General features: G+C 39.8%; 21 protein-coding genes and 1 other annotated feature. Of the genes, 5 read left to right on the forward strand and 16 right to left on the reverse strand.

What is annotated here, in order from left to right:
- Positions 1-241 precede the first annotated feature (241 nt).
- On the reverse strand, positions 242-1,168 hold the full coding sequence (locus tag IGI38_RS19400; RefSeq protein ID WP_438733515.1) for an aldo/keto reductase: 927 nt from the start codon (positions 1,166-1,168) through the stop codon (positions 242-244).
- A gap of 171 nt (positions 1,169-1,339) precedes the next feature.
- Here IGI38_RS19400 and IGI38_RS19405 point away from each other — a divergent pair, with 171 nt between their 5' ends.
- A complete protein-coding gene (locus tag IGI38_RS19405) occupies positions 1,340-2,788 on the forward strand; it encodes a helix-turn-helix domain-containing protein (protein WP_438733516.1) in 1,449 nt (482 codons plus the stop codon).
- 9 nt (positions 2,789-2,797) lie between these two features.
- Here IGI38_RS19405 and IGI38_RS19410 read toward each other — a convergent pair whose 3' ends face one another.
- From IGI38_RS19410 to IGI38_RS19445, 8 genes are all read right to left on the reverse strand, one after another.
- Positions 2,798-5,350 carry an HAD-IC family P-type ATPase gene (locus IGI38_RS19410; RefSeq protein ID WP_438733517.1) on the reverse strand — a complete coding sequence of 851 codons (2,553 nt, stop codon included), beginning with the start codon at positions 5,348-5,350 and terminating at the stop codon, positions 2,798-2,800.
- A gap of 159 nt (positions 5,351-5,509) precedes the next feature.
- Positions 5,510-5,638 (reverse strand): hypothetical protein, encoded by a 129-nt coding sequence (locus IGI38_RS19415; RefSeq protein ID WP_010747051.1) that lies wholly within the window; start codon positions 5,636-5,638, stop codon positions 5,510-5,512.
- Between the two features lie 120 nt (positions 5,639-5,758).
- Positions 5,759-6,403 (reverse strand): GTP pyrophosphokinase, encoded by a 645-nt coding sequence (locus tag IGI38_RS19420; RefSeq protein ID WP_438733518.1) that lies wholly within the window; start codon positions 6,401-6,403, stop codon positions 5,759-5,761.
- Between the two features lie 314 nt (positions 6,404-6,717).
- Positions 6,718-7,836, reverse strand: a complete 1,119-nt coding sequence (locus IGI38_RS19425) for a M20/M25/M40 family metallo-hydrolase (protein ID WP_438733519.1) — start codon at positions 7,834-7,836, stop codon at positions 6,718-6,720.
- Positions 7,837-7,856: 20 nt separating this feature from the next.
- Positions 7,857-8,852, reverse strand: coding sequence for a S16 family serine protease (locus tag IGI38_RS19430; RefSeq protein ID WP_438733520.1), 996 nt, complete (start codon positions 8,850-8,852; stop codon positions 7,857-7,859).
- Positions 8,853-8,877: 25 nt separating this feature from the next.
- Positions 8,878-10,083, reverse strand: coding sequence for a hypothetical protein (locus IGI38_RS19435; RefSeq protein ID WP_438733521.1), 1,206 nt, complete (start codon positions 10,081-10,083; stop codon positions 8,878-8,880).
- Between the two features lie 15 nt (positions 10,084-10,098).
- Positions 10,099-11,022, reverse strand: a complete 924-nt coding sequence (locus IGI38_RS19440; RefSeq protein ID WP_438733522.1) for a YitT family protein — start codon at positions 11,020-11,022, stop codon at positions 10,099-10,101.
- Between the two features lie 247 nt (positions 11,023-11,269).
- Positions 11,270-12,211 (reverse strand): L-lactate dehydrogenase, encoded by a 942-nt coding sequence (locus tag IGI38_RS19445; RefSeq protein WP_438733523.1) that lies wholly within the window; start codon positions 12,209-12,211, stop codon positions 11,270-11,272.
- A 290-nt stretch (positions 12,212-12,501) separates the two neighbouring features.
- On the opposite strand from IGI38_RS19445, the gene IGI38_RS19450 reads away from it, so the two are divergent.
- The gene (locus IGI38_RS19450; RefSeq protein WP_438733524.1) at positions 12,502-13,938 is read left to right on the forward strand and encodes a helix-turn-helix domain-containing protein; all 1,437 of its coding nucleotides are present in this window, start codon (positions 12,502-12,504) and stop codon (positions 13,936-13,938) included.
- A gap of 32 nt (positions 13,939-13,970) precedes the next feature.
- On the opposite strand, the gene cls is transcribed toward IGI38_RS19450, so the two are convergent.
- From cls to infC, 4 genes are all read right to left on the reverse strand, one after another.
- The gene (cls, locus tag IGI38_RS19455; protein WP_438733525.1) at positions 13,971-15,500 is read right to left on the reverse strand and encodes a cardiolipin synthase; all 1,530 of its coding nucleotides are present in this window, start codon (positions 15,498-15,500) and stop codon (positions 13,971-13,973) included.
- Between the two features lie 273 nt (positions 15,501-15,773).
- Complete coding sequence (rplT, locus tag IGI38_RS19460; protein WP_010747118.1) at positions 15,774-16,133, reverse strand: 50S ribosomal protein L20; 360 nt, start codon at positions 16,131-16,133, stop codon at positions 15,774-15,776.
- A gap of 61 nt (positions 16,134-16,194) precedes the next feature.
- Positions 16,195-16,395 (reverse strand): 50S ribosomal protein L35, encoded by a 201-nt coding sequence (rpmI, locus tag IGI38_RS19465; protein ID WP_010742869.1) that lies wholly within the window; start codon positions 16,393-16,395, stop codon positions 16,195-16,197.
- A gap of 73 nt (positions 16,396-16,468) precedes the next feature.
- Positions 16,469-16,993 carry a translation initiation factor IF-3 gene (infC, locus tag IGI38_RS19470; protein WP_438733526.1) on the reverse strand — a complete coding sequence of 175 codons (525 nt, stop codon included), beginning with the start codon at positions 16,991-16,993 and terminating at the stop codon, positions 16,469-16,471.
- Positions 16,994-17,020: 27 nt separating this feature from the next.
- Positions 17,021-17,149: a sequence feature (ribosomal protein L20 leader region), on the reverse strand.
- Between the two features lie 133 nt (positions 17,150-17,282).
- Between infC and IGI38_RS19475 the strand changes: the two genes are divergently transcribed.
- Positions 17,283-18,326: an FUSC family protein gene (locus IGI38_RS19475; protein WP_438733527.1), complete on the forward strand. Its 1,044-nt coding sequence runs from the start codon at positions 17,283-17,285 to the stop codon at positions 18,324-18,326.
- 69 nt (positions 18,327-18,395) lie between these two features.
- Positions 18,396-19,205, forward strand: a complete 810-nt coding sequence (locus IGI38_RS19480) for a Cof-type HAD-IIB family hydrolase (protein WP_438733528.1) — start codon at positions 18,396-18,398, stop codon at positions 19,203-19,205.
- A 225-nt stretch (positions 19,206-19,430) separates the two neighbouring features.
- On the opposite strand, the gene IGI38_RS19485 is transcribed toward IGI38_RS19480, so the two are convergent.
- Both IGI38_RS19485 and IGI38_RS19490 read right to left on the reverse strand, forming a co-directional pair.
- Positions 19,431-20,336: a magnesium transporter CorA family protein gene (locus IGI38_RS19485; RefSeq protein WP_438733529.1), complete on the reverse strand. Its 906-nt coding sequence runs from the start codon at positions 20,334-20,336 to the stop codon at positions 19,431-19,433.
- A gap of 106 nt (positions 20,337-20,442) precedes the next feature.
- Positions 20,443-21,165, reverse strand: coding sequence for a lysostaphin resistance A-like protein (locus tag IGI38_RS19490; RefSeq protein WP_438733530.1), 723 nt, complete (start codon positions 21,163-21,165; stop codon positions 20,443-20,445).
- Between the two features lie 101 nt (positions 21,166-21,266).
- Here IGI38_RS19490 and IGI38_RS19495 point away from each other — a divergent pair, with 101 nt between their 5' ends.
- Positions 21,267-22,151 (forward strand): helix-turn-helix domain-containing protein, encoded by an 885-nt coding sequence (locus tag IGI38_RS19495; protein WP_438733531.1) that lies wholly within the window; start codon positions 21,267-21,269, stop codon positions 22,149-22,151.
- A gap of 300 nt (positions 22,152-22,451) precedes the next feature.
- On the opposite strand, the gene IGI38_RS19500 is transcribed toward IGI38_RS19495, so the two are convergent.
- Positions 22,452-23,108: a deoxynucleoside kinase gene (locus IGI38_RS19500; RefSeq protein WP_438733896.1), complete on the reverse strand. Its 657-nt coding sequence runs from the start codon at positions 23,106-23,108 to the stop codon at positions 22,452-22,454.
- Positions 23,109-23,361: the final 253 nt, after the last annotated feature.

The following is a 23,361-nucleotide window of genomic DNA, read 5'->3' on the forward strand; positions in this document are numbered from 1 at the left end:
TAAATAACATTAGTTAAACAAAATATTTTCTATTTATATTAAAAAAAGAACCATGTGAATGACTTGATGAAAAAATTTTCTCCATCATTAGGGCTGCTAAATCAGCCATTGAAAAAAAAAGCCCGATTCAGCAATCATCTATTGATTGCTGAATCGGACTTTCTTATGCTTTTTAAATTGTAAAACAATTGAAGTTGCTGTTCTATTATTTCCAATAAATCACTTTTACCTGTGCTGCTTCTTAAGGCAGATCATTTCCAGCTGCGAAATACACATCGTACCATTCTTGTTTCGTCAAGGTTACGTCGCCGCCTGCAGCACTTTCTTTGATCCGCGTTGGATTCATCGTACCTAAGATCACTTGCATATTGGCTGGATGACGTAATATCCAAGCAGTAGCGATCGCGTTTTTATTCGTATGATATTTTTTCGCTAACTGAGCTAATAACTCATTCAACTCTGGGAACTTATCGTTATCAACAAAGACACCTTCAAAGAATCCATATTGGAATGGCGACCATGCTTGGATCGTGACACCTTTACGACGAGAAAATTCCAATACGCCACCATCGTGGTCAAATGAACGTGTATCTGTCATATTTGTATGCATTCCGTAATCAATCATCCCTGTATGCATGATTGAAAATTGCAATTGATTGATCAATAGCTTTTGATCCACATGGGATTGCAATAATTGAAACTGTTCGGGATTAAAATTCGATACACCAAAGTGACGAACTTTGCCGCTTGCTTGCAGGATATCAAAAGCTTCCGCGATTTCCTCCGGCTCCATCAATGGATCAGGACGATGCAAAAGATAACTATCTAAATAGTCGATCTCCATGCGTTCCAGGATACCATCCACAGAATCTAATAAATGCTGTTTCGAAAAATCATACCGTTTGTCATCGCCAGTTACGATGCCGCCTTTTGATTGAATAAAGAATTTATCGCGGGAGATCTTCGCTTCTTTCATCGCCGCGCCAAAAATCAATTCTGATTTTCCATCGCCATACATATCCGCTGAATCAATAAAATTGATCCCGCTTTCTAATGCTGATTCTAAAGCCTCTGCTGCTTTTTTTGGCGTTAGCGCTGCCATTCGCATGATCCCAAGTGCGATCGCTGAAGTTTCCCAATAGCTGCTGCCGATTTTTCGTTGTAACATGGTGTCCATCCTCTCTGAAAAAACATTTTCTCTTACCTATAGAAGTATAGACTATTTCCCCCATAAAAAAAATCCCCAGCCCTCAAAACCTGACCTAGCCATCATTAGGACAGCTGCGACTTGACCCATCGTCTCTTTCTTCGTATGCTTGTTTCCAAAGGAGGAAAGAGTATGTACTCGATGCTGAAAAAGCTCATCACTGAAAAGGACATTTATCGTCAGATTTTACTCTTGGAACAGCTTCTTAACCATTCCCAGTTAACCGCCAAAGACCTAGCGAAAAAAATTGGTACGACAGAACGAACCATTTTTTCTGATCTGCAGCTGATTCGCGGCTACCTGCCGGAACATTGGACATTAGACTCTGATAAAAGCGGCATTCGTTTGATCTCACAGGAAAAATCATTGACCAATGATCTCTGGGAAGCCTTTTTGCCTCATTCTGTTAGTCTGCAGCTGTTCAAAAAATTATTTTTTACAAAGGAATTAAACATTCCGCGCTTTCTTGATGAAACCGGTGTCTCCTACGAAACACTCAAACGGCAGCGAACCAAGATCAATCGAAAGCTAGCGCCCTATAAGATCAAGATCCGCTTAACCTCTACACGCGCCCAGTTGATCGGCGAAGAAAGTGCTATCCGAATTTTTTATCATCGGCTGCTGCTTCCTTTCACCCATAACAATTACTTTTTCGAGGATTATTCGATTCACGAGGAGCATTATTTACGCTTTTTAACCAGAGAACTCACCGAGAACTTGTCAGTAGACACCGAACAGATCTTTGGTATTTGCTGGTTTTTCATCAATAGCATCCGTATTAAAGCCGCTTGTCCGATTGATGACTTCAACTTTGACGCAAACGATCCCTTGTTTATTCTTTTTGCTCCGCTTTTAAAAGAGCTGTATGAAAAAGAAGGCGTCTACCTGCAGGATGAAGAAATCTTCTTTGCTTTTTTCTGCTTTTTAGAAAGCTGGAACTACAACAATCCGTTAGGAAAAAGAATTTCAGAGGTGATGGCTAAAGGGTATCCGCTGTTGCAGAAGAAAACCCAGCAAACCGTTCAAGAAATCGCTGATGAACTGCATTTACCAGCCTTGCCGCAAACGACGCTCCCAGCCAATTTGTTGCTGCTAGTATTAAAATATGCCGAATCACCGGCACTTTCAAAGCAATTCCAACTCGAATACCAAGAACTGTTGCTGCAAAGAAATGAAGAATATGCCGTTTTGACGAAAAAGAGTACCGAACTCTTTACCAGTCTGCCGCAATTTTCTGCGATCGGAGATACGACCTATTTTGTTAATCTCTTTTCGCTGCTCAGTCAGCAAGCAATTTTTACGATCCAGCCTCATACAAAAACGGTCTTCTTTATTTTTCAAAGCGAACCTGCCTGGAAAGCTTTTCTGCAGCAAGAATTAGCGGACCTTTTAGGCAAGCGGGTCAACTTAGTCTCTATTGAAGTTTCTCAGCTGCAGGACGAAGCTATTCAAACTGGAGATTTGATTCTTTCTAATATCCCATTAGATTCCGCAACGCTACCTGTAATCTACCTATCTACTATTCCAACTAAAAATGAGCTCAGCCAATTGACTGAACTCACTTCCCATTCGTATCTTTAATTCAAACGGTTAGTCATTTTGGTAATGGCTGACCGTTTTTTCCTTTCTTCGAAAAATCCCTTTACTGATTCTCTTCTCAATTTCAACAACGAAGAACAACAGCAGCGCATTTCCTAAAATTACCAATTGCTGCGTTAGACTAAGTGCCGTCGTGCCAATCAACTGCTGCCCTAGTGGTAAGAAGACAACTCCTAGTTGAAGGACGAAGAGGATACCTAATGAAATAAACAGGAATTTATTTTCAAAGAAGCGGCGATTGATCGCTGGGTCAAACTGCTCACGACAATTGATCATGTAAACAGCTTGTCCTAGAACAATGCTCTGTAAAAGAATCGTCTGCTGCAGGGCCGCTCCATCAAAGCGCATAGATAAGAAGTAGGCTGGAATCATGATCAGCAAGGAAACATACAAGATTCTAAAGAAGCTGTAGCCTGACAGAATGCCCATCTTCGTGTCTCTCGGCGGACGTGTCATCGTATCGCGGCTCGCCTTCTCAAAACCTAATGCATAAGATAGCGTGATCGTCGTAACCATGTTGACCCACAAGATCTGGATCGGCGTCAGCGGCAACGGTTGATTCATCAGCAAGGCCACGATTACGATCAAGCCTTGAGCTAATGCCGTGGGTAAAAAGAAATTGATCGTCTTTTGCAGATTATCAAAAATTCGGCGGCCTTCCTTCACAGCTTTTACGATCGTATAAAAATTATCATCAGCTAGGACCATGTCCGCGGCTTGTTTACTTACCTCGCTGCCTTTGATTCCCATTGCAATACCAATGTCAGCCTGTTTTAAGGCGGGGGCGTCGTTCACTCCATCACCGGTCATTCCCACGACCTCTTCTTTTTTCTGCAATGCCGTCACGATTCTCAGCTTGTGATCTGGCGTCGTACGAGCGAACACATCTACTTGTCCAACAGCTTCAGCCAAGTCCTCATCCGTCATTCGGTCAATATCAGCACCCTCTAAAATTTTCGAGGTGTGCTTCAAACCGATTTGCTCACTGATTGCTTGCGCAGTTGCCTTATGATCGCCAGTGATCATCTTAACCGAGATGCCTGCTTGCTGCGCCTGCTCAACTGCTCGAATCGCACTCTCTTTTGGCGGATCGATAATCCCCGCCAAGCCAGCGAATGTCAGTCCTGACAATGCCTCGTGAGTTAACTCTGTTGAGGATACTTTTTTATAGCCAAAGCCTAGTACACGCTGCCCTTTACTAGCTAGTTCTAATCCCCGCTCCTCCCAAAGCATTTTCTCTTCATTTGTTAAATCAGCCTTTTCCAATAATACTTCGGGAGCTCCCTTAACAAAGATTACTTGGTCTTCACCCTCTGCATGCATCGTCGCCATATATTTGTAACTAGAGCTGAAAGGAATTTTCGCTGTTACTGGTTTTAATTGCTGCTCTTCTTTCGCTACATAATTTAATAGCGCCAATTCTGTCGGATTGCCGTGGATCTCTTCGATTTTTTGGTTATCTTTCGTCTTTAATTCCTGACAATTGTTCATGATCTCTTTTACTAACGGCAATTCTTCGGTCACAACTTCCTGCACAGTCATCTCATTTTTTGTAAGCGTCCCTGTTTTATCAGAGCAGATCACCGTCATTGAACCTAATGTTTCTACCGCTGGCATTCCTTTGATAATCGCGTTCTCGTCAGCCATTTCCTTGACACCCATCGAAAGGATCATGGTCAAAACAGCCGGCAATCCTTCAGGAATCATCGCTACGATCAAGGCGATACTAGCAGAGAACATCAAGCTCCAGTCCATTCCGTATCGGAAACTTGTAAAGAACAGCAGGAAAACAATCAAGGCTAAAATCCCTCTAAAAATTTGCTTGTTTAATTGATGCATCTTCTTAACTAACGGTGTCGTTTGCGATTGAATCGACTGCAACGCGTGATTGATCTTTCCGATTTCTGTCGCATCGCCGGTCTCAACGACTACGCCACGGGCCGATCCTGTTTGTACAAGTGTGCCTGAAAAGGCCATATTCAGCTGGTCACCAGCCATGGCATCTTGTGAGATAGCCTCAACCTTTTTTTCGACCGCCTCTGATTCTCCCGTTAAAATTGATTCCTCTACAGTCAGATCATGAACTTCGATCAAACGCAGGTCCGCGGGAATAACATCACCGGCTTTCAAGATTACCACGTCACCTTGAACTAGCTCTTCCGAATTCAGCTTAAGCGGCTGACCATCATCCAAAACGGTAGCTTCCTGTCCCATCATTTGCTTCAAGCCGTCCAGTGATTCTTCGGCCTTCCGTTCTTGCCAGTATCCGACGAAGCCATTGACAATCACTACTAAGAAAATAATACCGCCTTCGACTGCCTCGCCTGTCGCAAATTTTAAAAGCGCGGCTACGATCAAAACAATCATCAGCAAATCCGTAAAGTGCTTCGCGATTTTACGCCATAGCTTCGCCTGTTCCTTTTCTTCCATTTTGTTAGGCCCATTACTTTCTAAACGAGCGTTACGTTGTTCTTTATTTAAACCAGTCGTTTGTGACGTTACTTTATGTAAGATATCTTCAATTGATAATTTATACCATTTCATATGTATTCCTCCATCGCATTTATTTGATACCTTAAGTATACGGATAAATAACAATTTTTAAGGTCGATAATTTCATGGAAGACTGAAATAATTGTGTTTTAAAAAACAAAAAAATCCATACCTCAATAAAGAAGTACGGATTTTTAATTCTCAGATTGATTAATGTAAAAAGTTTTGCAGGTCATCGCCATATTCGTCGATCTTCTTAGTTGTCAAAATTGTTCCTGCTACTAAAACGCCGCCTACAATAAGTGTACTAGCAACCATAAACTTAAATAGTGATTTCATGGGATTCTCCTCCTACAATTTTTGCTTATTGATCAAAAACACATTCACTAAAATGCGTCAATCATTGTCTATAGTTACCATAGCACAAGTCATTCTATGTATCTCCTAATATGCTCAGGATCATTTCTTCGTACTGTCTAAATCTAAATTAAATGCGATGATTCTATCTCTCACGCCCATCATTTCATCATCCAATAGATGTGCTTTATCCGAACAGATGCGCAGCTCATTGATTAAGGCGGGGTCTTTGTTGTCGCTCTTATATTTCAACTCATGCTCTAAGCTCGCCCAGAAATCCATAGCCGCAGTACGAAGCTGCACCTCCACTACCACATTTTTCTTCATATTGGACAAAAACACAGGTAATTGGACGATCAGATGCAGACTTCTGTACCCATTTGATTTGGGTTGTTTAATGAAGTCTTTTTCCTTCACCAAGACCACATCGTCTTGTCCAAGAAACATCTCTCTGATTCGGTACACGTCATCAATATACGAACAGATAACACGAACACCAGCCCCGTCAAAAATATTCGCCAAGATATCATCTAGTTTTATAGAGACACCTTTTCTATCGCACTTCTCATAAATCGAGGTGCTTGTCTTCACTCTTGAATTCACGCCCTGAATAGATGAGCGCTCATTTGTCATTAGTAATTCAGAAAAAAGAATTTGAAATTTTGTCTCGCACTCCTTCATGGCACATTCATAGAAGAATTGCGCTTGTTGTATTTCCTTTTGTTGAAATGAATGAATCTCGTTCATTTTTTCTCCCGCCATTCGCAAATTTATCGTACAACTATGGATTCTTTCCAGTTAAAGAAAACACTTTAGGATCTGAAAAATATTTGAACAGAAGAAAGCATAATGAGAAAGAGCGAAAGCAACACAAAGACTAATGACAGCATTAACTGATTCGTTCTAGAAAAAGTTTTTTTACACCATTTTAAAAACATGACGAAACAAACGCCCAAACTTATTAGCAGAAAGATTGTTGAAATCATCACCTAACGCCTCCTTAGATCCGCAATTCAGCCTCATCCGGCTATTGTCCAATACCTCTGTTCAAATGATTTTTCTTACCCTTTAGGCGCCATCTCTACCAATTCAACCACCAATTTAACAGCCTTCTCCATTTCCGCGATAGCAATATACTCCTCTGTCGTGTGGATTTTTTCGTAACCGATCGACAGGTTGACCACTTCTTTTCCTTTTTCATTAAAGATATTTGCGTCGCTTCCGCCTCCGCTGATTTCTTTTATCAAGGAAAGATCATGCTTATTTACTGCTTCAGCTAACATCTGCATGATCATAGCTTCATCAGAAATGTTGTATCCTGTAGCCATTTTTTTCACCGTCATTTCAAAGGAACCACCATATTTCTGGACCGCTCCATTGAAGGCCTCTTCTATTTCCTTCAGCAATTGCTCCGCCACTTCTGGTAGTACAGAACGAACTTCTCCCTTCAGCTTCAATGAATCCATTACAATATTCGTGGCGTTTCCGCCGTCGATCACCCCGATATTTGACGTTGTCATCTCGTCGATTCGGCCTATATCGATCTTTTGTAACGCATCAGATAAGATCGAAACAGTCGAAATTCCTTTTTCCGGCTCTAGTCCCGAATGCGCTGACCGCCCTTTTAGTCGAACCTCGTACATGAATAGCGTCGGGCTGGCAATCGTCACGCGGCCAACTTCTCCCCCGCTATCTAAAACATACCCATCGCTTGCTTCGATCAGCTGCATGTCCAAAGCCGAGGCACCGATCAAGCCGATTTCTTCTCCTGGAGAAAAAACAAACTCTAAATCGCCGGTTATGATCCCCTGCTCTTGAATTGTTTCGATTGCTTCGATGATAATCGCAATTCCCGCCTTATCATCTGCGCCTAAAATCGTTTCTCCTTTAGAGGACAAAATGCCCGATTCTTCAATGACCTCAATGCCATTTCCTGGCGATACCGTATCTGTATGGCAGGAAAAGAAAAGCGGCCGTTTGCTGCGGTCTTTCCCACGATATTTAACGATCAAATTATTGGAACCTAATCCGGTCATTTCCTGGCTGGCATCTTCAACGATTTCCAATCCCAGCTTCATAAATTTATTTTTCAAGTATTCGTGGATTTTTCCTTCATTTCTTGATTCAGAGTCAATCTGAACCAGCTCGATAAATGTTTTCACTAAACGTTCTGTATTCATAGCTGTTCCCCCATCTTTTCTTAAGTATTCATTTCCAAATATTCAATAATATCCGCCATATCTCCAACAGGGACAATCGTCATTTCAGAGTGAATATCCGCCGCTACTTTTCTGGCTTCGAAGTAATTTGTTGAAAAAGTTCCTTCCTCATTGCCCAAATACGGAACAAAGAAAATCTCCGCTTGGGAATGATGCGCTGCATATACTTTCTGCGGGATACCACCCACAAGACCGACATTCCCGTTTGCTTCTATCGTTCCTGTACCAGCAACTGTCCTGCCATTCAACAGGTCCTGGCCAGTAATCTGTTGATAGATACTTAACGTCAGCATCGCTCCAGCCGAAGGACCGCCGAATCCCTTAGAATTTATCCTAACTGATTCATTGGCAGTCACTGCTAATACGCCATTTAACAAATAGCCGCTTCTTGTAATTCGCGGGATAGATAGTTCCTGTTTTTTACCTTCTCTCGCTACGACAAGTTCTGTTTGAGCCGCCCTCAATCTTTGAGGGAGTGTGGCTAGAGCACCAGGTGTAGCCTTTTCGCCATTTATTGAAAGGATGACATCGTTTATTCTAAGTTCCTCCAAAGCCTGCACATCTCGATTGATAGTCATTACTCGAATCCCAGTAAACTCAAGCTCCTTCTCCTTTTCAGCCAATCGAAAGGCTTCCGTAACCGCTGTTTGCTTAGAGTTAGCCATAAAGGCCTGCTGAACATCTCTGCTATCTTGCCTTACTGCTTCGTAGTTCTGACTTTCTTTTGATAAATTTTGATAAGGATGGATCAACGCTTTGATCAGGGTAAATACCGTCCCTTGCTTCCGTTTGACCGTTGTCACCAAAATTTCCGAATCACTTTTTGACGCGCTGTCTGCTACCGAGACCATTTCCATCGCATCCGCTACTGGCCCCGGCTTAGTTATATATAAATCTGGAATTCTATAGAAAAACGCAAAGTAGATCACCGCAACACTCAACAATCCAATCACAAAATACTTACTAAATCTCTTCATAATCAACCTCTTTATCCCTAAAAACCTATCCCAGCATCAAACCAACAATTAATCCGCCGGTAATGACCGAAGTTATCGTTATTGTAGAAAAACCTGCCGTTACCATAATCGGTAGAATATTCTGCTCAATCACCGCAATTTCTTCTTCTGTTTCTCCGACAGCTGCCGCGGCTTCTTTCGTTAGAACCATTGTCCCAGGGAAACCAAAGAGCGTAGTCATCCCGACTGCAATGGATAATGGTCCTGAATAACCAACTTGCTTCCCAATGAAGAATGAAGCAATAAAGATAATCGCCAGTCCTGCCGCCAAGTAGAAAGCGATCGGCCCAATCAAATGCAAGAGATCCGCCGGAACAATATCTGCTAATGGTCCAAACGCGATAACCATGATAGAAATCATCAGCAAGCCAAACGAATCGGTTGAAGATAGCGCATTAGGCTTCAAAATTCTGAAATGGCGCAAGATAATCCCCAACAACAAAGCAATCACAAAGGCATTTACCGTTCCATTAGTTAATTGACTTAAAAATCGAGAGACATACATTGTCAGTCCTAGTAAAAAGAGCGTGCCGTATGGTGTCCGTAAAAACTCTGGCAAGATACTTTCCTTAGCCTCAGTTGTATTTTCAGCTACTTCCTGTTCAAAAAATGTCAGCTCGCCAGCACGGTATTGTTTTCTCACCCGAAGCGCTTCTTTTTTCAAGATATTCGCTGTAAATAAGAAGCCTACTAGATTTTTTAAATTTAAGATCAAGAGCGGGAATACCGCTAATAAGTAACTAGATAAAATACCTAAATCGCCGCCAGCGTTTTGAATCTCGCTTACTTTCTCCTGTACCATTAAAATCGAAAGGGTGCCGCCAGTTATCGATGCCGTTCCAGCTACAGCAATATTTCGATCAAAAATCATTTCACCGAAGAAAATGAGTAGTACTGTCATCAAAACAACGGTCAGAGACCCAATAACAAAGGTCTTCCACTGCAGCTTCAAATCTTTAAAGCTCATCATTGTTCCTAAATGAACGATAATCACTCCGATGACCGCATTTCCTAAACCTAATAATCCCGAATCCTGAATCAAATCATGCGGCAGTAAATCCGTCGCAAAACCAACCAAAAAGATCAGAGACGCTACCAGCATCATTGAAATCAACGCCTTGCTTTTGTTTGAAACAAACTCTCCAATCGTCCAAATAAACATTACAATAGTAAAAGCTAATATAGGTTCCATTATTTTTCCTCCTTATTATTGAATCGGATGATACGTGAATCCCAAACCATGAACTTCCGCCACATTATATGTGATCATGAAACTCTTAGGATCAATCTCATCTACGATTTTTCTAACCAACTGATATTCCTGCCCAGTCACCACTACCATGATCATTTCTCTATCACAATCATTTTTTCCGCCTCTAGCATCAAATACCGTCATTCCTCGATCGATCTCGCTAGTTAATTGATCGCGAATTTCTTTTGTATCGTCTTGGCTGATAATCATAACCGCCTTTCTTCTCTTCAATCCGTTCTCAATATAATTCATGACAATGGACGTAATCCCGATGGATAAGATCGCGAATAGAAACTCTTCAAAACCAAACACATAAAGACTCATAAAAACAATTACCATGTCCGTCAGCAACAATCCCAGCGATGGGTTCACACCAAAATATTTTTCAAAAATCAGCGGTGGGATCGTCGTTCCGCCACTAGAGGCTTGAATTTTATATAAGATGGCTACTCCCACCGCGAAAATGATACTTCCGAAGATAACGGATAATAAGCGATCCTCAGTTAACATGCCGATCGGAACGATACGCAACGCTAACGGAAACAATAGACTTCCAATCAATGTATTGAAGAAAATCTTTTTTCCTAAGAATAAAGCAGCTAGAATCAGAACGATGACATTCAAGGATAATACGACCCATGAACGATCGATTCCTAAAGCTGATTCCGCTAATATCCCGATCCCGCTGGCACCACCAGCGGCAATATCATGAGGCCCTAAAAATAGATTGATACTAATTGCTAATAGTACTACCGCTACTGATATTTTTAACAGCTGTAGTAGAAAAGTAAGAAGCGTGCCGCTTTTCTTTTCTTTATTTAGAATAGGATGTCCCTTTTTTGATCCTTTGTTTACATTTAAAATAGTATTGTCTTTCATACCCGTTCCCCCTTCGTGACGACTCCTTAATGAGTATGGTGCTAGTTTAATAAAATAATACGGCGCCCTCAAACAAACTATTTCCCATTATTAGAAAAAATTTGTTCACGGGCTCTGTTAAGCCATTTCATCCCCCCTGATTGTCGGGCTTGCATACAAAAAAAGCCTAAGAGAATAACACCATCTCTTAGGCTTTCCTTTAACATACATCAACGTTCTTCAAATTAATCAAACCTCTTTTTCCGTATCAATGATCACTTTCCAGCACGACTTTTTGCATATCCTTTAGCGTTTGGATAGAAAAATCCATTTTCTTCATTTCCTCTTCATCTAACGGAATCTCAATAATTTCCCGAATTCCTTCTCTATTTAAAACCGCATTAGAACCAATACAAACATCTTCACTATTGTATTGCCCCGCTAAATGAACCGAAACCGGAAGCACAGAATTTTCATTCTGCAAAATGGCTTTTGTGATTCTTGCTAGCGAAATAGCGATTCCGTAATGAGTAGATCCTTTGTAATTGATGATTTCATAGGCTTCATTTTTCACATTTTCAGACAACTCAATTAAGTCGTTTTTTGAAAATTCAGGATGCTGATCCAGCCATTCCGTGATTTTCAGCCCGCCGATATTTCCATGAGACCAAACAGGAAATTGAGTGTCTCCATGTTCACCTAAAATATATATATTTACATCTCGCGGATCTATTTGAAATTTTTCGCCTACCGCACTTCTTAATCTGGCGCTGTCTAAAGAAGTTCCAGAGCCAATGACTTTATTTGCGGGAAAACCAGTCAGTTTCTTTACATAATGAGTAAGAACATCCACCGGATTGCTGGCAATCAGAAATATTCCAGCGAAATCATAGGCCATCACCGAGTGAACAATCGACTTCATAATCCGTGCGTTTCGTTTCACCAAATCTAGCCGGGTTTCGTTTTCCTTTTGTGCCGCTCCAGCTGTGATGACAATTAAATCAGCATCCGAACAATCGGAATACTCAGCGGAATAAATACTTTTAGGACCAACATAGGCCAAGCCGTTCGTAAGATCTCTCACATCGCCTGCGACCTTTTTAGCATCCAAATCTATAATTCCGACATTGTGTCCAACGCCTTGCGCCATTAAAGCAAACGTATAGCTTGAACCGACATCCCCATTACCGATGACCACAATTTTACTCATAACGATTCTCCTTCTGAATTTCTTACTTATCTATTTTCGAAATATCCCATAACGAATTCCAACAATAGATTGTATAACCAGTTTAGTAAATAGACAGCCTTCTCACAAATAAAATAATTCCAAATTATGGAAATATCTTAGCTAAAATAATATAAAAAAAAGCCTCAAATACTTATATTTCCTCTAACGAAGAGATTTTATTAATATTTAAGGCAAATGTTTTATTTATTAAGACTGTTCGTATTATAATGTAAGCGCATTGATACTTTAAGATAAGGGGGACCTCTCAAATGAATACTTACTCCTATGACCTGCTGGTCGATAAATCGATAAAAAGAAAAATCAAAATCCTACAAATTTTACTTGAAGCCAATCGTCCGGTATCGCTAAAAACCTTTGGCGACCTCTGTGATGTTTCTTACAAAACTATTCAGCAGGATATTGCCTATTTGATCGATAACTTGCCGAATGCTTTATTATTAGAAGAATTCAATCACACCTTGTCCCTGGAAAAATACGGAACCAGCCGCGAGATTATCACTTATATCGATAGCCTGATTTCAGACAATCCAATATTTCATATTATCGAATCTATTTTTTATGAAGAGAAAAAAGACTTGATTACGTATGCTTTGGATCTCTATATATCCGAATCTACAATGAAAAATTATATCAAGACCTTTCGTAAAGTCCTTAAAGATTTCAAGCTTGATCTTGATGTTGCTAATTTTTCTCTAGTTGGCGACGAAGCGGATATTCGTTACTTTTTCTTCCAATATTTCCGCTCCATTCATGAGAGCAGCGCACCGATCATCCATAATGATCAATATCACGAGATAACCGAAGTCTTAGAAGTCATGAAAAAGGAATATGATCTCAATCTGAATTTCGATTATTACAGAGCAACGATTTGGATGTTCATCATAGAAAAACGAATAGAAAACCAGCATTTTATTGAATTTGATACCCCGATACTTGAAAAATATGAACATAAAGACAGCTATCGCCGTTTTAAGACAGCCTTCTCCTCGTACCTTCATCCAAAGGTACTTAATGAGGACAAACGAAATCAAGAAGTCTTATTCTCCTATTTCGCACAAATCGACACCATTATTTATGAATCGAACAGTTCGTACTTAACCAATGACTTTATTCAAGAATTTACAGAACAAGACGTGCTCATCACGAAATTTTTTATCGACTCAAAACAAAATCTAGTACTAAATCATAAGGCGAAATCAGCCATTCAATCCTATCTTACAAATCTATCAATATTAACTGAATGCACGGACCTGTTTCAAAAATATTCCCGCGTTCTGATCCGCAAAGCTAAAAATAATTACCCTGATACGTTTTCCATTTGGTGTCGTATTTTAGAAAATCATGAATACTTTTCACAGGTGGAAGATGTAGCCGCTCGCTTGACCTTATTGTATGAAGTAAAAAAATATAACAAGAAAAAGGTGCTCTTTGCCTTAACGGGGGATTCTTCTTCCGTAAGTTATTATAAGGCTCTAGCAAAAAAGGTAATCCCAAACGACGTTGAATACCATTTCTTATTCAATCGTCCATTAACGAACGAACTGCTTAGTACATTGCAAATTGATTTGTGCGTGTACAATTTTGAACCACAGCTCACACTGACTTCATCTGATCTTTATCGTCTATCAGACATCCCTTTAGATACGGAATGGCAGGAACTGCAAGACTTGCTTTTTAACATCTAAAAATAGAAAATACCCCGTTGCTTTCACATAGATTAAAGCAGCGGGGTAAAAAATTCACTTAATCTTTCTTTTACAACAGTTGTCATTGTCCTTGTTTTTTGTGTTTCGCGGCTCAAACGTTTCGATCTGCGAATATCTTCTTCAAACTGTGCTTGGATCTCACTAACCAATGCACTTGGTCCATATAAAAATGCCGATAGTTCATGATTCAAATGGAAGCTTCTAATATCAAAGTTTGTCGAACCCACCGATGCAACAACGCCATCAACAATCAAGTATTTGCAATGTAAAAAAGACTCTGAATCATAGGCGTAAACCTCCACTCCAGCAGACAACAACCGATCTACAAAAGAGTTATTCCCATAGTAAGAGATAGCACGGTCCCCTTTTCCCGGGATGATCAATTGCACCTTTAAGCCGCATCTTGCCGCACGCCGGATAACAGATAATGACTCCTCATCCGGTACAAAATACGGACTCGCTATCTGGATAGATTTTTCCGCTTTCCCAAACAGCTCCATGATGGAGTCCCTTAGAATGCGTTCTGAATCATAAGGTCCTCCAAAAATTATTTGACAGATGTCACTGCGCTCTTCAGAATAATCCTTTTCCAATGGAAAATAACTTTGCTCCTCAGCAAAAAATGGCTGCAAGGCGTGCTCATCCTCATTCAAGAAGAGCCAATCCAATAAAAATATATACTGCAAATAAATCGTACTAGGTCCTAAAATTCTTAGGTTTGTGTCGCGCCAATAGTTAAATTTATCGGTCATGCTCCGATACTCATTTCCTAAGTTCATGCCGCCCATATGAGCGATGTGACCATCGATAATAACCATTTTCCGATGGTTGCGCCAATTTATCCTGGTACTCAAAGAGGGAGAATTAACTAAGTCATAGGCACGAACCAAAACTCCGGCTTCCTTCAATTTAGAGATAAACTCAAAAGGCAGTTTTATCGATCCCACACTATCATAAATAAATCGAACCTTTCCCCCCTGCTTGGCTTTCGCTATTAATATATCAGCCAACTCAAGACCGGTTTCATCCGCCTTATAAATGAAATACATTAGATGAATATGATGCTTGGCCTTTTTAAGATCCTTTAATAATTCCTGATACGCTTGTTCCCCATCCGCCAGATGTATTACTTGATTTCCCTTCAACGGTTCGTTTCCCGAAAGATAGGTCAGCTCTTTCGAAATAGAATAAGGTTCACTGTGTATCTCTGAGTGCTCGCTTAATAATTGGGCTATAGATTGCTGCAGCAAGTGTTCATTTCTTTTTTGTATAGAAGAAAAACGTCTGAACGTAGGATTACTACCTACTAAGAAAAACAGGAGAATGCCAATATAAGGAAAGAGCATAATAGCAAATACCCACGCAAATTTTGACGTAGAAGGACGTTTATCAATAAAAACCAAGTAACTACACAACACGAAAGATATCACTTCTACAAAAACCGTCAAGACAATCAAGCTGTCAAAAAACTGATACGCCGCAAAGCAAACACAAATAAAGATCAAACTGATAACCAGTAAACGCTGCAGTTTATTTTTCATTTCCTCTCTCCTTAAGCTTTATCTAGATGCATCCTCTTCGTAAACTTGATTTTACGCTATAATTTATCATCCATCTAGTTAATCGAACTTTGGATGAAAACAGTAAAAAAAAGAAAAGCATTTCATCTGCATAGCCTTCAAAAACCAAAGGTCCTGTCAGAAGAAAAAGCATCCCGACCGTAACAAAAAGTCGAAAAAGAGACGTATTCAGATCAAACAAAACCCCCACTCGAATGAGCGGGGGTTAACGTTGATTTATCAACGTTTATAAGCTTATTTAGCTAATGAATCTTTTGCTTGGTCAGCTAGTGCAGTGAAAGCAGCTGCATCGTTAACTGCTAAGTCAGCTAACATTTTGCGGTTGATTTCGATACCGGCAACTTTAAGACCGTGCATTAATTTTGAGTAGCTCAAGCCGTTCATACGAGCTGCAGCGTTGATACGTGCAATCCACAATTTACGGAAGTCGCGTTTCTTTTGACGACGATCGCGGTATGCGTAGTTGTATGAATTCATTACTTGTTCTTTAGCTGTTTTAAATAGAGTGTGTTTAGAACCGTAGTAACCTTTAGCTAGTTTTAATGTCTTTTTACGACGTTTACGAGTTACAGTTCCACCTTTAACACGTGCCATGTTTAATTCCTCCTAATAAATAAATCATTGAATTTTTTAAGTTGTAAAGCGGGTAGCGCAATTATTTCATGCGTGCCAATTGTTGGCGGATACGCTTGTAATCGCCTTTTGATACCATAGATGCTTTACGTAATTGACGACGTTGTTTTTTAGTTTTTCCGTGGAAGCGGTGACTTGTGAACGCGCGGAAACGTTTTAAACCGCCGTTACCAGTGCGTTTTACGCGTTTTGCTAAACCGCGATGTGTTTTTTGTTTTGGCATGACTAAATTTCCTCCTACTTTTCATTTCGCATACTCTTTAACTAGAGTCAAAGAAGCATTCTCAAAATTATTACTAGTCTTTCTTCTCTTTCGGTGCAAGCACTAAGAACATGCTACGTCCGTCCATCTTCGCTTTTTGTTCCACTGTCGCGATATCGGCAGTTTCTTCAGCTAAGCGATCAAGAACTTTTTGACCAATATCTTTGTGGGTAATGGCACGGCCCTTGAAACGGATTGAAGCTTTCACTTTGTCGCCTTTTTCCAAGAATTTACGTGCATTACGAAGTTTTGTATTAAAATCGTTCACGTCGATTGTTGGGCTCAAACGAACTTCTTTAACGTTGATCACTTTTTGTTTCTTGCGAGCTTCACGTTCTTTTTTCTGTTGTTCGAAGCGATACTTACCATAATCCATAATACGCGCAACAGGTGGTTTCGCACCAGGAGCGACTAGGACTACATCAAGGTTTGCTTGTTCAGCAATTTTTAGGGCTTCTACTTTCGTTTTCACACCTAATTGTTCACCGTCTTGTCCGATCAAACGTACTTCACGTGCACGAATGCCGTCGTTAACCATCATATCCTTTGCTATGGTCATTCACCTCCAAAATTTTTGAGAGAAAAAAAGCGAATAAAAAAACGAGTTCTTTACGAACCCGCACGTAGTTCGACTCATCGAAAAGATCAGTCATTAACTATCTAGCCCAGCGATATAGTCGCATAAGGCGAGAAGCGGGTGCTTCTGCTTTTATTTCTCAACTTTAACAGTATACAAGCTATCTTATAGAAAGTCAACCTGTAAATCATAATTATTGATCGTTTTCAGAAACTTTCTATTGAATTTTCTTTTGTTTGTATGCTAACGTATAAATGAAGGAAGTGATAGTGTGGAACATTCTTTTATCAAAGAATTGATTCATTACAACAAACCAAAGGAATCCCCGTTGCGCTTGATCGGTGCCGGCCTTTGTATGATCAGTATTTTATTCACCGGCTATTTATCTCACCAGCTAGTTATTTCTAGTTTCGGCTCTTTAGGTATTTTCACCTTTCTCTATTATCAACGACTTCCGCTAAAACAATTAATGTTGCGCCTGTCTATCGTAGGCAGTTTTTTAACTGCAGCGAATTTTCTCGGAATGCTTTCGACCCATGTCGCTTGGACTGCACCCATCGTAGTCGCTGTTGTTGCTTTTTTAGGAAGATTCTTCTTCCGCTTATACGGGATCGCAAAACCTGGCCCTTTTTTCATTGTTATGGTTACAGCAATGGGCGCAAGTACAAAAATACCCTTAGCTAGAATTCCAGTAATGAGCGGCTACTTTTTAATCGGCGTTCTTTTCGCTTTAACCGTAGCGTTCATCTTACACTTTATCGAGAGCAGACCCTTTCCAGAAGGCAAAGCAGAAAAAACGTTGAAGTCGCGAATCAATGATGATCCTGCTGTGGTCATCGATAGTCTTTTATATAGTGGTGTTCTATTTTTCGCTGTCTATCTAAGTATGGGCTTGCAGCTGAAAAATCCTTATTGGCTGGTTGTCTCTTGTGCATCCATTTTACAGGGCGACAATCTTCGGGCGATGGCCCATCGCAATATTCAACGAATTTTTGGTACGATCATCGGCCTTGTAATTGCCGCATTTTTATTGAACTTGCCGTTATCTGTTTTCGAAACATTGCTGTTGATTACAGCCCTATTTATGACGGTAGAATATTTCGTTAAACGCAATTACGCGATCGCCCAATTCTTTACCACTCCAATGGCCTTGATGCTCTCAATGTTAGTTCGGCAGCAATACCTCTACTCCCTGATCCAATTTCGTTTTCTTGGAATCGTGATCGGTAGTTTATTAGGACTTCTAGCCGGCTGGCTGATGAGTACGAGTCTAGAATTTTACAATCGCAAATTTCATTCGAATGAAATAGAATGATCAGAAAACCGAGTGACCCCACTCGGTTTTTGCTATAATGAAGAGAAGAAAAATGAAGGAGGCTCTTCTATGTACCGATTGATTGCTTGCGACTTGGATGAAACATTGTTAGATAAAGGCCGCCACGTTTCAAAAAGAACGCAAGAAACAATAAAAATGGCCGAAGCCAAAGGTTTGGTCTTCGCACCAGCAACCGGGCGAGGATTTTATTCGATCAAACAAACCTTGGAGGAATTGGGCGCGGCAAATAAGGCAAACCATTATATGATCGGTTTTAACGGTGGTGTGGTGGTTGAAAATCAAGGCCCTGCGATCATTAAGGATTTCCCTATGCCCTTTGAAATTCTCGCGCGTCTATTTGAATTTGGCTCAAACTATGATGTAGCGATCCATCTCTATACCTTTGATCAAACCTATGTGTACCATAGCAACCCCGAAGAAGATGCGTATCTGACAACGATTCCTCACGAAAAACGTCTGGATCAGGATATCCGTTTTCTAAAAGATCAGGTCTGCTATAAAGCCTTGTTCCAAAATTTAGATCGCAGCTATTTAGAAAAATTAGAACAAGACATGCCGGCGGATCTTCATGATATGCTAGAGATCAGCTACTCTTCAAATCGTTACATTGAATTTAATCCCAAAGGCGTCAGCAAAGGGGGGGCCTTACAAACTCTGGCCGATCATCTAAACATCCCGATGAACGAAACGATCGCTATCGGCGACAATACCAACGACTTGGCGATGATTCACGCTGCTGAATTAGGAATCGCTGTGGCAAATGCGGTACCCGCTGTAAAAGAAGCCGCACAACATACGACGATCGCAGATCATGAGCAAAGTGCTGTAGCAGAGGTTATCGAAACGTTCATCCTGTAAGTTGATCCTTCTATATTAAAACTACCCGCAAAAGCACAGATGGAATATTAAAAGGAGCTATGACAAGACTTTTGTCATAGCTCCTTTTCCGAACAAACGATGTTCCAGAAGTAGCTTCTTCTTCGCAGGCTACGCATACAGTTACTGCTAAGTTTCACAAAGCAGAGCTAGCATTCGGAAATAAGCCGAAATTTCTTGAAGCTGACCACTTCTGTCACCACCTCTTTAACGTATTCTGCGCCATAAAATCAGGATCAACCACACGGATAATCCCAAACTGATAATTAATGTTACAATCCACCCCGCTTCAGAATGGGTGAAGGGCAACGGCATATTCATCCCAAAGAAACCTGTCACGATCGTTGGAATCGTCAATAATAATGACCAGATCGTTAAAATTTTCATCGTGTCATTCAGATTATTATTCAATAAATTATTGTAGGTACCCGATAATTGATCCAAAATCTCACTGGATAATTTCGTCATCTCGACTGCTTGTCTTGCCTCGATCAACGCATCATCCAACTCTTCTTTTTCCTTATCTGTAAAACTGGAGAAAATTGTTTGAACCTTTACTTGCTCCAACAACACGGCATTCTGCTTGGTCGCAGTCACCAAATAAACTAAACCGATCTCTAAATCAGAAAGAGCCAGCAAATTCCTATTCGTTGTTTTTTCCCGCAGCTTTTTGTTTAAATGGATTCGTTGACTATCCACCTCTTCTACTAAAGGAAAATAATAGTCGGAAACAAGGAACAGCGTGTGGAACAACAAACTTGCCGTACTTTGATTCGGTTCATTTGATAAGATATTCTCGATAACATTCTCAACATATGAGGTTCGCTCGTTTACAAAAGAAATGAAGTAATGATCCTTCAAGATAAATGCCATCGGACTCGTCTCGTAATGATTATCCTTTTTTAAGAGATTTGGTACATTAAAGATTAAAAGCAGGGCCTTTTCCATCGGATCATATTCTACCCGCGCCCGTTCGTTATCGTCCAGTGCGTATGTCAGCATCTCATCGCTAAGCGCATAGCTGGCTCTCAATTTTTTTATCTCATGGGGTTGTGTAGCATCTACATTGATCCACGAACACATCTCTTGATTGAATGTTTGTCTGCTGTCCATCAGGAACCTCCTAGTACTGATTCATCCTAATCTCAGTATAACAAAAACTTTCATTCTATCCTCATTCAATGCTGTTTATTCCTCAACAGGCCCCTCTTTACAAACACTAAAAAGATTTTTTGACAGAAGCGAATACTCTGCTGTAATAAATCAAAAATAGAATATAGCAGATACTTAAAAGCAGCACCGCTACGATGTTTCTCTCGATCGATCCCGCATTAGCGATTGCAGCGAACACGTTAAATAATCCATGAAAGAAAATAACTGTATAGATAGACGTATGCATATAATAGATTACCGAAAAAACCAAACCTAGCAGCACTGCATTTAGAACCTGTAAAATCACCAAGATAAGAGCTGTTTCAGGATTTAAACTGCTAGCCATATGCAACAGTCCAAATACAATACTAGAAAAAGTAATAAAAACTTTTGGCGAGTGGTTTTTTAAAGCATAGAAAAAGATTCCTCGAAAAAATGTTTCCTCAACCAGGCCGACTAGCAGCATCTGAAGAACGATCAAGCCCAACGTTGAAAATGAAAGATTGAAATTAATTCCTAAAATAGCTGGTTGAATCAATATAACCAATATTATAAATCTGGTTAATCCTTTGTTTGGTTGAACTTTTTTGAAACCAAATTGTTTAAACGTCGGATCTTTTTTCTTCATATAAAAGAAACTAACTGTCCCGCAAATCATAAATGCGACTATCTGACATAGGATTACACCATTTTCACTTAATGTAAACGCGATACCTGCTGCTGAAAATAAGCTGATGACCATAGTAAACACCACTGACGCACCAATTAATTTAAAATATGTTTTGTTCATTTAACTATTCCCCCTGTTTGCTTTTTTTAAAATATAGCATGCAGGTTGACGCTAAAAACAAGTATAATTCCTGTATACAGGAATTATTGATAGGAGAAGTTATGAACGGAAAAATTATTAAAACAATTCGCAAGCAAAAAGGCTATACACAAAAAGAAATTTATACTGGCATTGCCTCAAAAACCTTTTATAGTGATTTCGAAGCGGGAAAACATTCGGTTGAGGTAACTAAGTTCAAAGGTTTTTTAAATAACTTAGGGATCAGCCCGACAGAATTTGATTATTTTAAAGAGCGCTTTGAAAAAGATGAAGAAAAGATTTTAGAGATTGAAATTGACCAGTTATACAGCTCAGGGAAATTCGAAGCCCTTTATGAGATCTTCGAAAAGTACCATCAGCACCCTAAAACAGAAATGCGTTATCTGGCTATAAAGGCCTATTTGCTAATACTTATTACCAATACAAATTTTTATAAGTTCTCTCGTTCACCTTTTTTTGAAATTCTTGCCTATTTAGATGCTGCGAAAATGTGGACACTAAAGGAAATCAAACTGGGGAAACTCGTCCTTCTTTCTTATTCTGAAAAAGAGAAAGAAAAGGAAAACAAGCTGTATGCGAGGCTTATTGATGAGCTGGCAAAATATGAAATATTTGAAGCAAAAGTTTATTTTGAAGAAATCGGTGATCTCTATTTTAATCGGATTCAATGGCTGCTAATGATCAATGACATTCAAGAAGCAAAAAACTGCCTTCAGTTTTATAATGAAGCTGTCGTTAAGTCAGATAATTTGTATCTAACTTTACAGTTGCGTTTTATGTCCAGTATCGTGAATACCTACTTAGATTTCCCAAAATATTCGCAAGAACTAAATGACCAGTTAACTCAATTAAGCAGCCTGCCAACATCTGAAACACATTTTTACAAAATCATTTCCCAATTGCATATGGAAAAAGCCAAAAACTATTATCAAAGATACCAAGAATAGCTTTTGTTTAACATCCAGAGAATTCTAAAAACGCGCAAGAAGAAATGTACGTCCCTTTCTTCTTGCGCGTTTTTTTAGACAGTTCTTAATCGTTTGGATACCTATAAACGACTAAACAAAAGAGGTTGTGACAGAAGTGGTCAGCTTCAAGAAATTTCGGCTTATTTCCGAATGCTAGCTCTGCTTAGTGAAACTTAGCAGTAACTGTATACGTAGCCTGCGAAGAAGAAGCTACTTCTGACACACCGTTTGTTCGGAAAAAGGACCTGTGACAAGACTTTTGTCACAGGTCCTTAACGATTATTCAGCAGGAACACTTTGGACTTCTAAGATTTTTTCATCAATCAAACGAATCACTTCATCCCGCGCCTCCGCGTTATCAACAAAGTTCAAACGATCACCATCGATTTGGATCTTAGGACTTTCATTGTAATCCTCATACCATTGGTCGTATCGGCCGTTTAATTCTTTATAGTAGTCATACAAAGTTGGGTCGAATTCTAATTGTTCATATTCTCTGCCGCGTTTTTGAATACGTTCCATCATCGTCTCAAAGGAAACACGAATGTGTACCAACAAATCTGGGTGCTTTTTGTGGGCAGCATAAGGCAATTCCTGCATCATGTTCGCCAACAATTCATCATAGACCTTCACTTCTGTCTCTGTTGCTCGGCCAAGGTCAGCATTCAAATGAAATAATAAAGAATCTTCATAGATTGAACGATCCAAAACATTGTTGTCATCTTGCATCGCCTTTTTGATACTGTCAAAACGTTTATTTAAAAAATAAATCTGTAATAAGAATGCATATTGCTCTGGATCAGCATAAAACAGCGGCAATACCTCATTATCATCAATAGATTCATAAAAAGCCTGACTGCCTAAATGCTCTGATAACATCGCGGTCAAACTTGATTTTCCTGCTCCAATAGTTCCTGCTAATACGATCACGCTCATAAACCTCCAACTCGCTTCATACAAAATATAGTGCGTATTTTTCAACTTATTTAATATACCCCCAATATCTTGTGCCGTCAAATGAAATACCTATTATAAAATTCCTTTCTTTATTCTAAGGAATGTTTAAAAAATCGTTGATTTTCAAACTCTTTTCAATGGTTTCGTTTACTTGTCGTCCTTCTCTGAGTAAAATGGAAAGAGACTTAAATGAATAGTCGCTATTGAGTAAAAAATCAGCCCCTGTTTATTC

Origin of the sequence: Enterococcus sp. AZ128 (assembly GCF_051714485.1) — a bacterium.
GTDB lineage: Bacteria > Bacillota > Bacilli > Lactobacillales > Enterococcaceae > Enterococcus_A.

What these genes read in the sequence shown, in the direction of transcription:
- IGI38_RS19405 (WP_438733516.1), top strand. Translation starts at nt 1,340, where the DNA reads ATGTACTCGATGCTGAAAAAGCTCATCACTGAAAAGGACATTTATCGT.
- IGI38_RS19440 (WP_438733522.1), bottom strand. Translation starts at nt 11,022, where the DNA reads ATGAAAGACAATACTATTTTAAATGTAAACAAAGGATCAAAAAAGGGA.
- IGI38_RS19415 (WP_010747051.1), bottom strand. Translation starts at nt 5,638, where the DNA reads ATGAAATCACTATTTAAGTTTATGGTTGCTAGTACACTTATTGTAGGC.
- rpmI (WP_010742869.1), bottom strand. Translation starts at nt 16,395, where the DNA reads ATGCCAAAACAAAAAACACATCGCGGTTTAGCAAAACGCGTAAAACGC.
- rplT (WP_010747118.1), bottom strand. Translation starts at nt 16,133, where the DNA reads ATGGCACGTGTTAAAGGTGGAACTGTAACTCGTAAACGTCGTAAAAAG.
- IGI38_RS19420 (WP_438733518.1), bottom strand. Translation starts at nt 6,403, where the DNA reads ATGAACGAGATTCATTCATTTCAACAAAAGGAAATACAACAAGCGCAA.
- IGI38_RS19480 (WP_438733528.1), top strand. Translation starts at nt 18,396, where the DNA reads ATGTACCGATTGATTGCTTGCGACTTGGATGAAACATTGTTAGATAAA.
- IGI38_RS19445 (WP_438733523.1), bottom strand. Translation starts at nt 12,211, where the DNA reads ATGAGTAAAATTGTGGTCATCGGTAATGGGGATGTCGGTTCAAGCTAT.
- IGI38_RS19495 (WP_438733531.1), top strand. Translation starts at nt 21,267, where the DNA reads ATGAACGGAAAAATTATTAAAACAATTCGCAAGCAAAAAGGCTATACA.
- IGI38_RS19435 (WP_438733521.1), bottom strand. Translation starts at nt 10,083, where the DNA reads ATGGAACCTATATTAGCTTTTACTATTGTAATGTTTATTTGGACGATT.
- IGI38_RS19425 (WP_438733519.1), bottom strand. Translation starts at nt 7,836, where the DNA reads ATGAATACAGAACGTTTAGTGAAAACATTTATCGAGCTGGTTCAGATT.
- infC (WP_438733526.1), bottom strand. Translation starts at nt 16,993, where the DNA reads ATGACCATAGCAAAGGATATGATGGTTAACGACGGCATTCGTGCACGT.
- IGI38_RS19450 (WP_438733524.1), top strand. Translation starts at nt 12,502, where the DNA reads ATGAATACTTACTCCTATGACCTGCTGGTCGATAAATCGATAAAAAGA.
- IGI38_RS19430 (WP_438733520.1), bottom strand. Translation starts at nt 8,852, where the DNA reads ATGAAGAGATTTAGTAAGTATTTTGTGATTGGATTGTTGAGTGTTGCG.
- IGI38_RS19490 (WP_438733530.1), bottom strand. Translation starts at nt 21,165, where the DNA reads ATGAACAAAACATATTTTAAATTAATTGGTGCGTCAGTGGTGTTTACT.
- IGI38_RS19500 (WP_438733896.1), bottom strand. Translation starts at nt 23,108, where the DNA reads ATGAGCGTGATCGTATTAGCAGGAACTATTGGAGCAGGAAAATCAAGT.
- cls (WP_438733525.1), bottom strand. Translation starts at nt 15,500, where the DNA reads ATGAAAAATAAACTGCAGCGTTTACTGGTTATCAGTTTGATCTTTATT.
- IGI38_RS19485 (WP_438733529.1), bottom strand. Translation starts at nt 20,336, where the DNA reads ATGGACAGCAGACAAACATTCAATCAAGAGATGTGTTCGTGGATCAAT.
- IGI38_RS19410 (WP_438733517.1), bottom strand. Translation starts at nt 5,350, where the DNA reads ATGAAATGGTATAAATTATCAATTGAAGATATCTTACATAAAGTAACG.
- IGI38_RS19400 (WP_438733515.1), bottom strand. Translation starts at nt 1,168, where the DNA reads ATGTTACAACGAAAAATCGGCAGCAGCTATTGGGAAACTTCAGCGATC.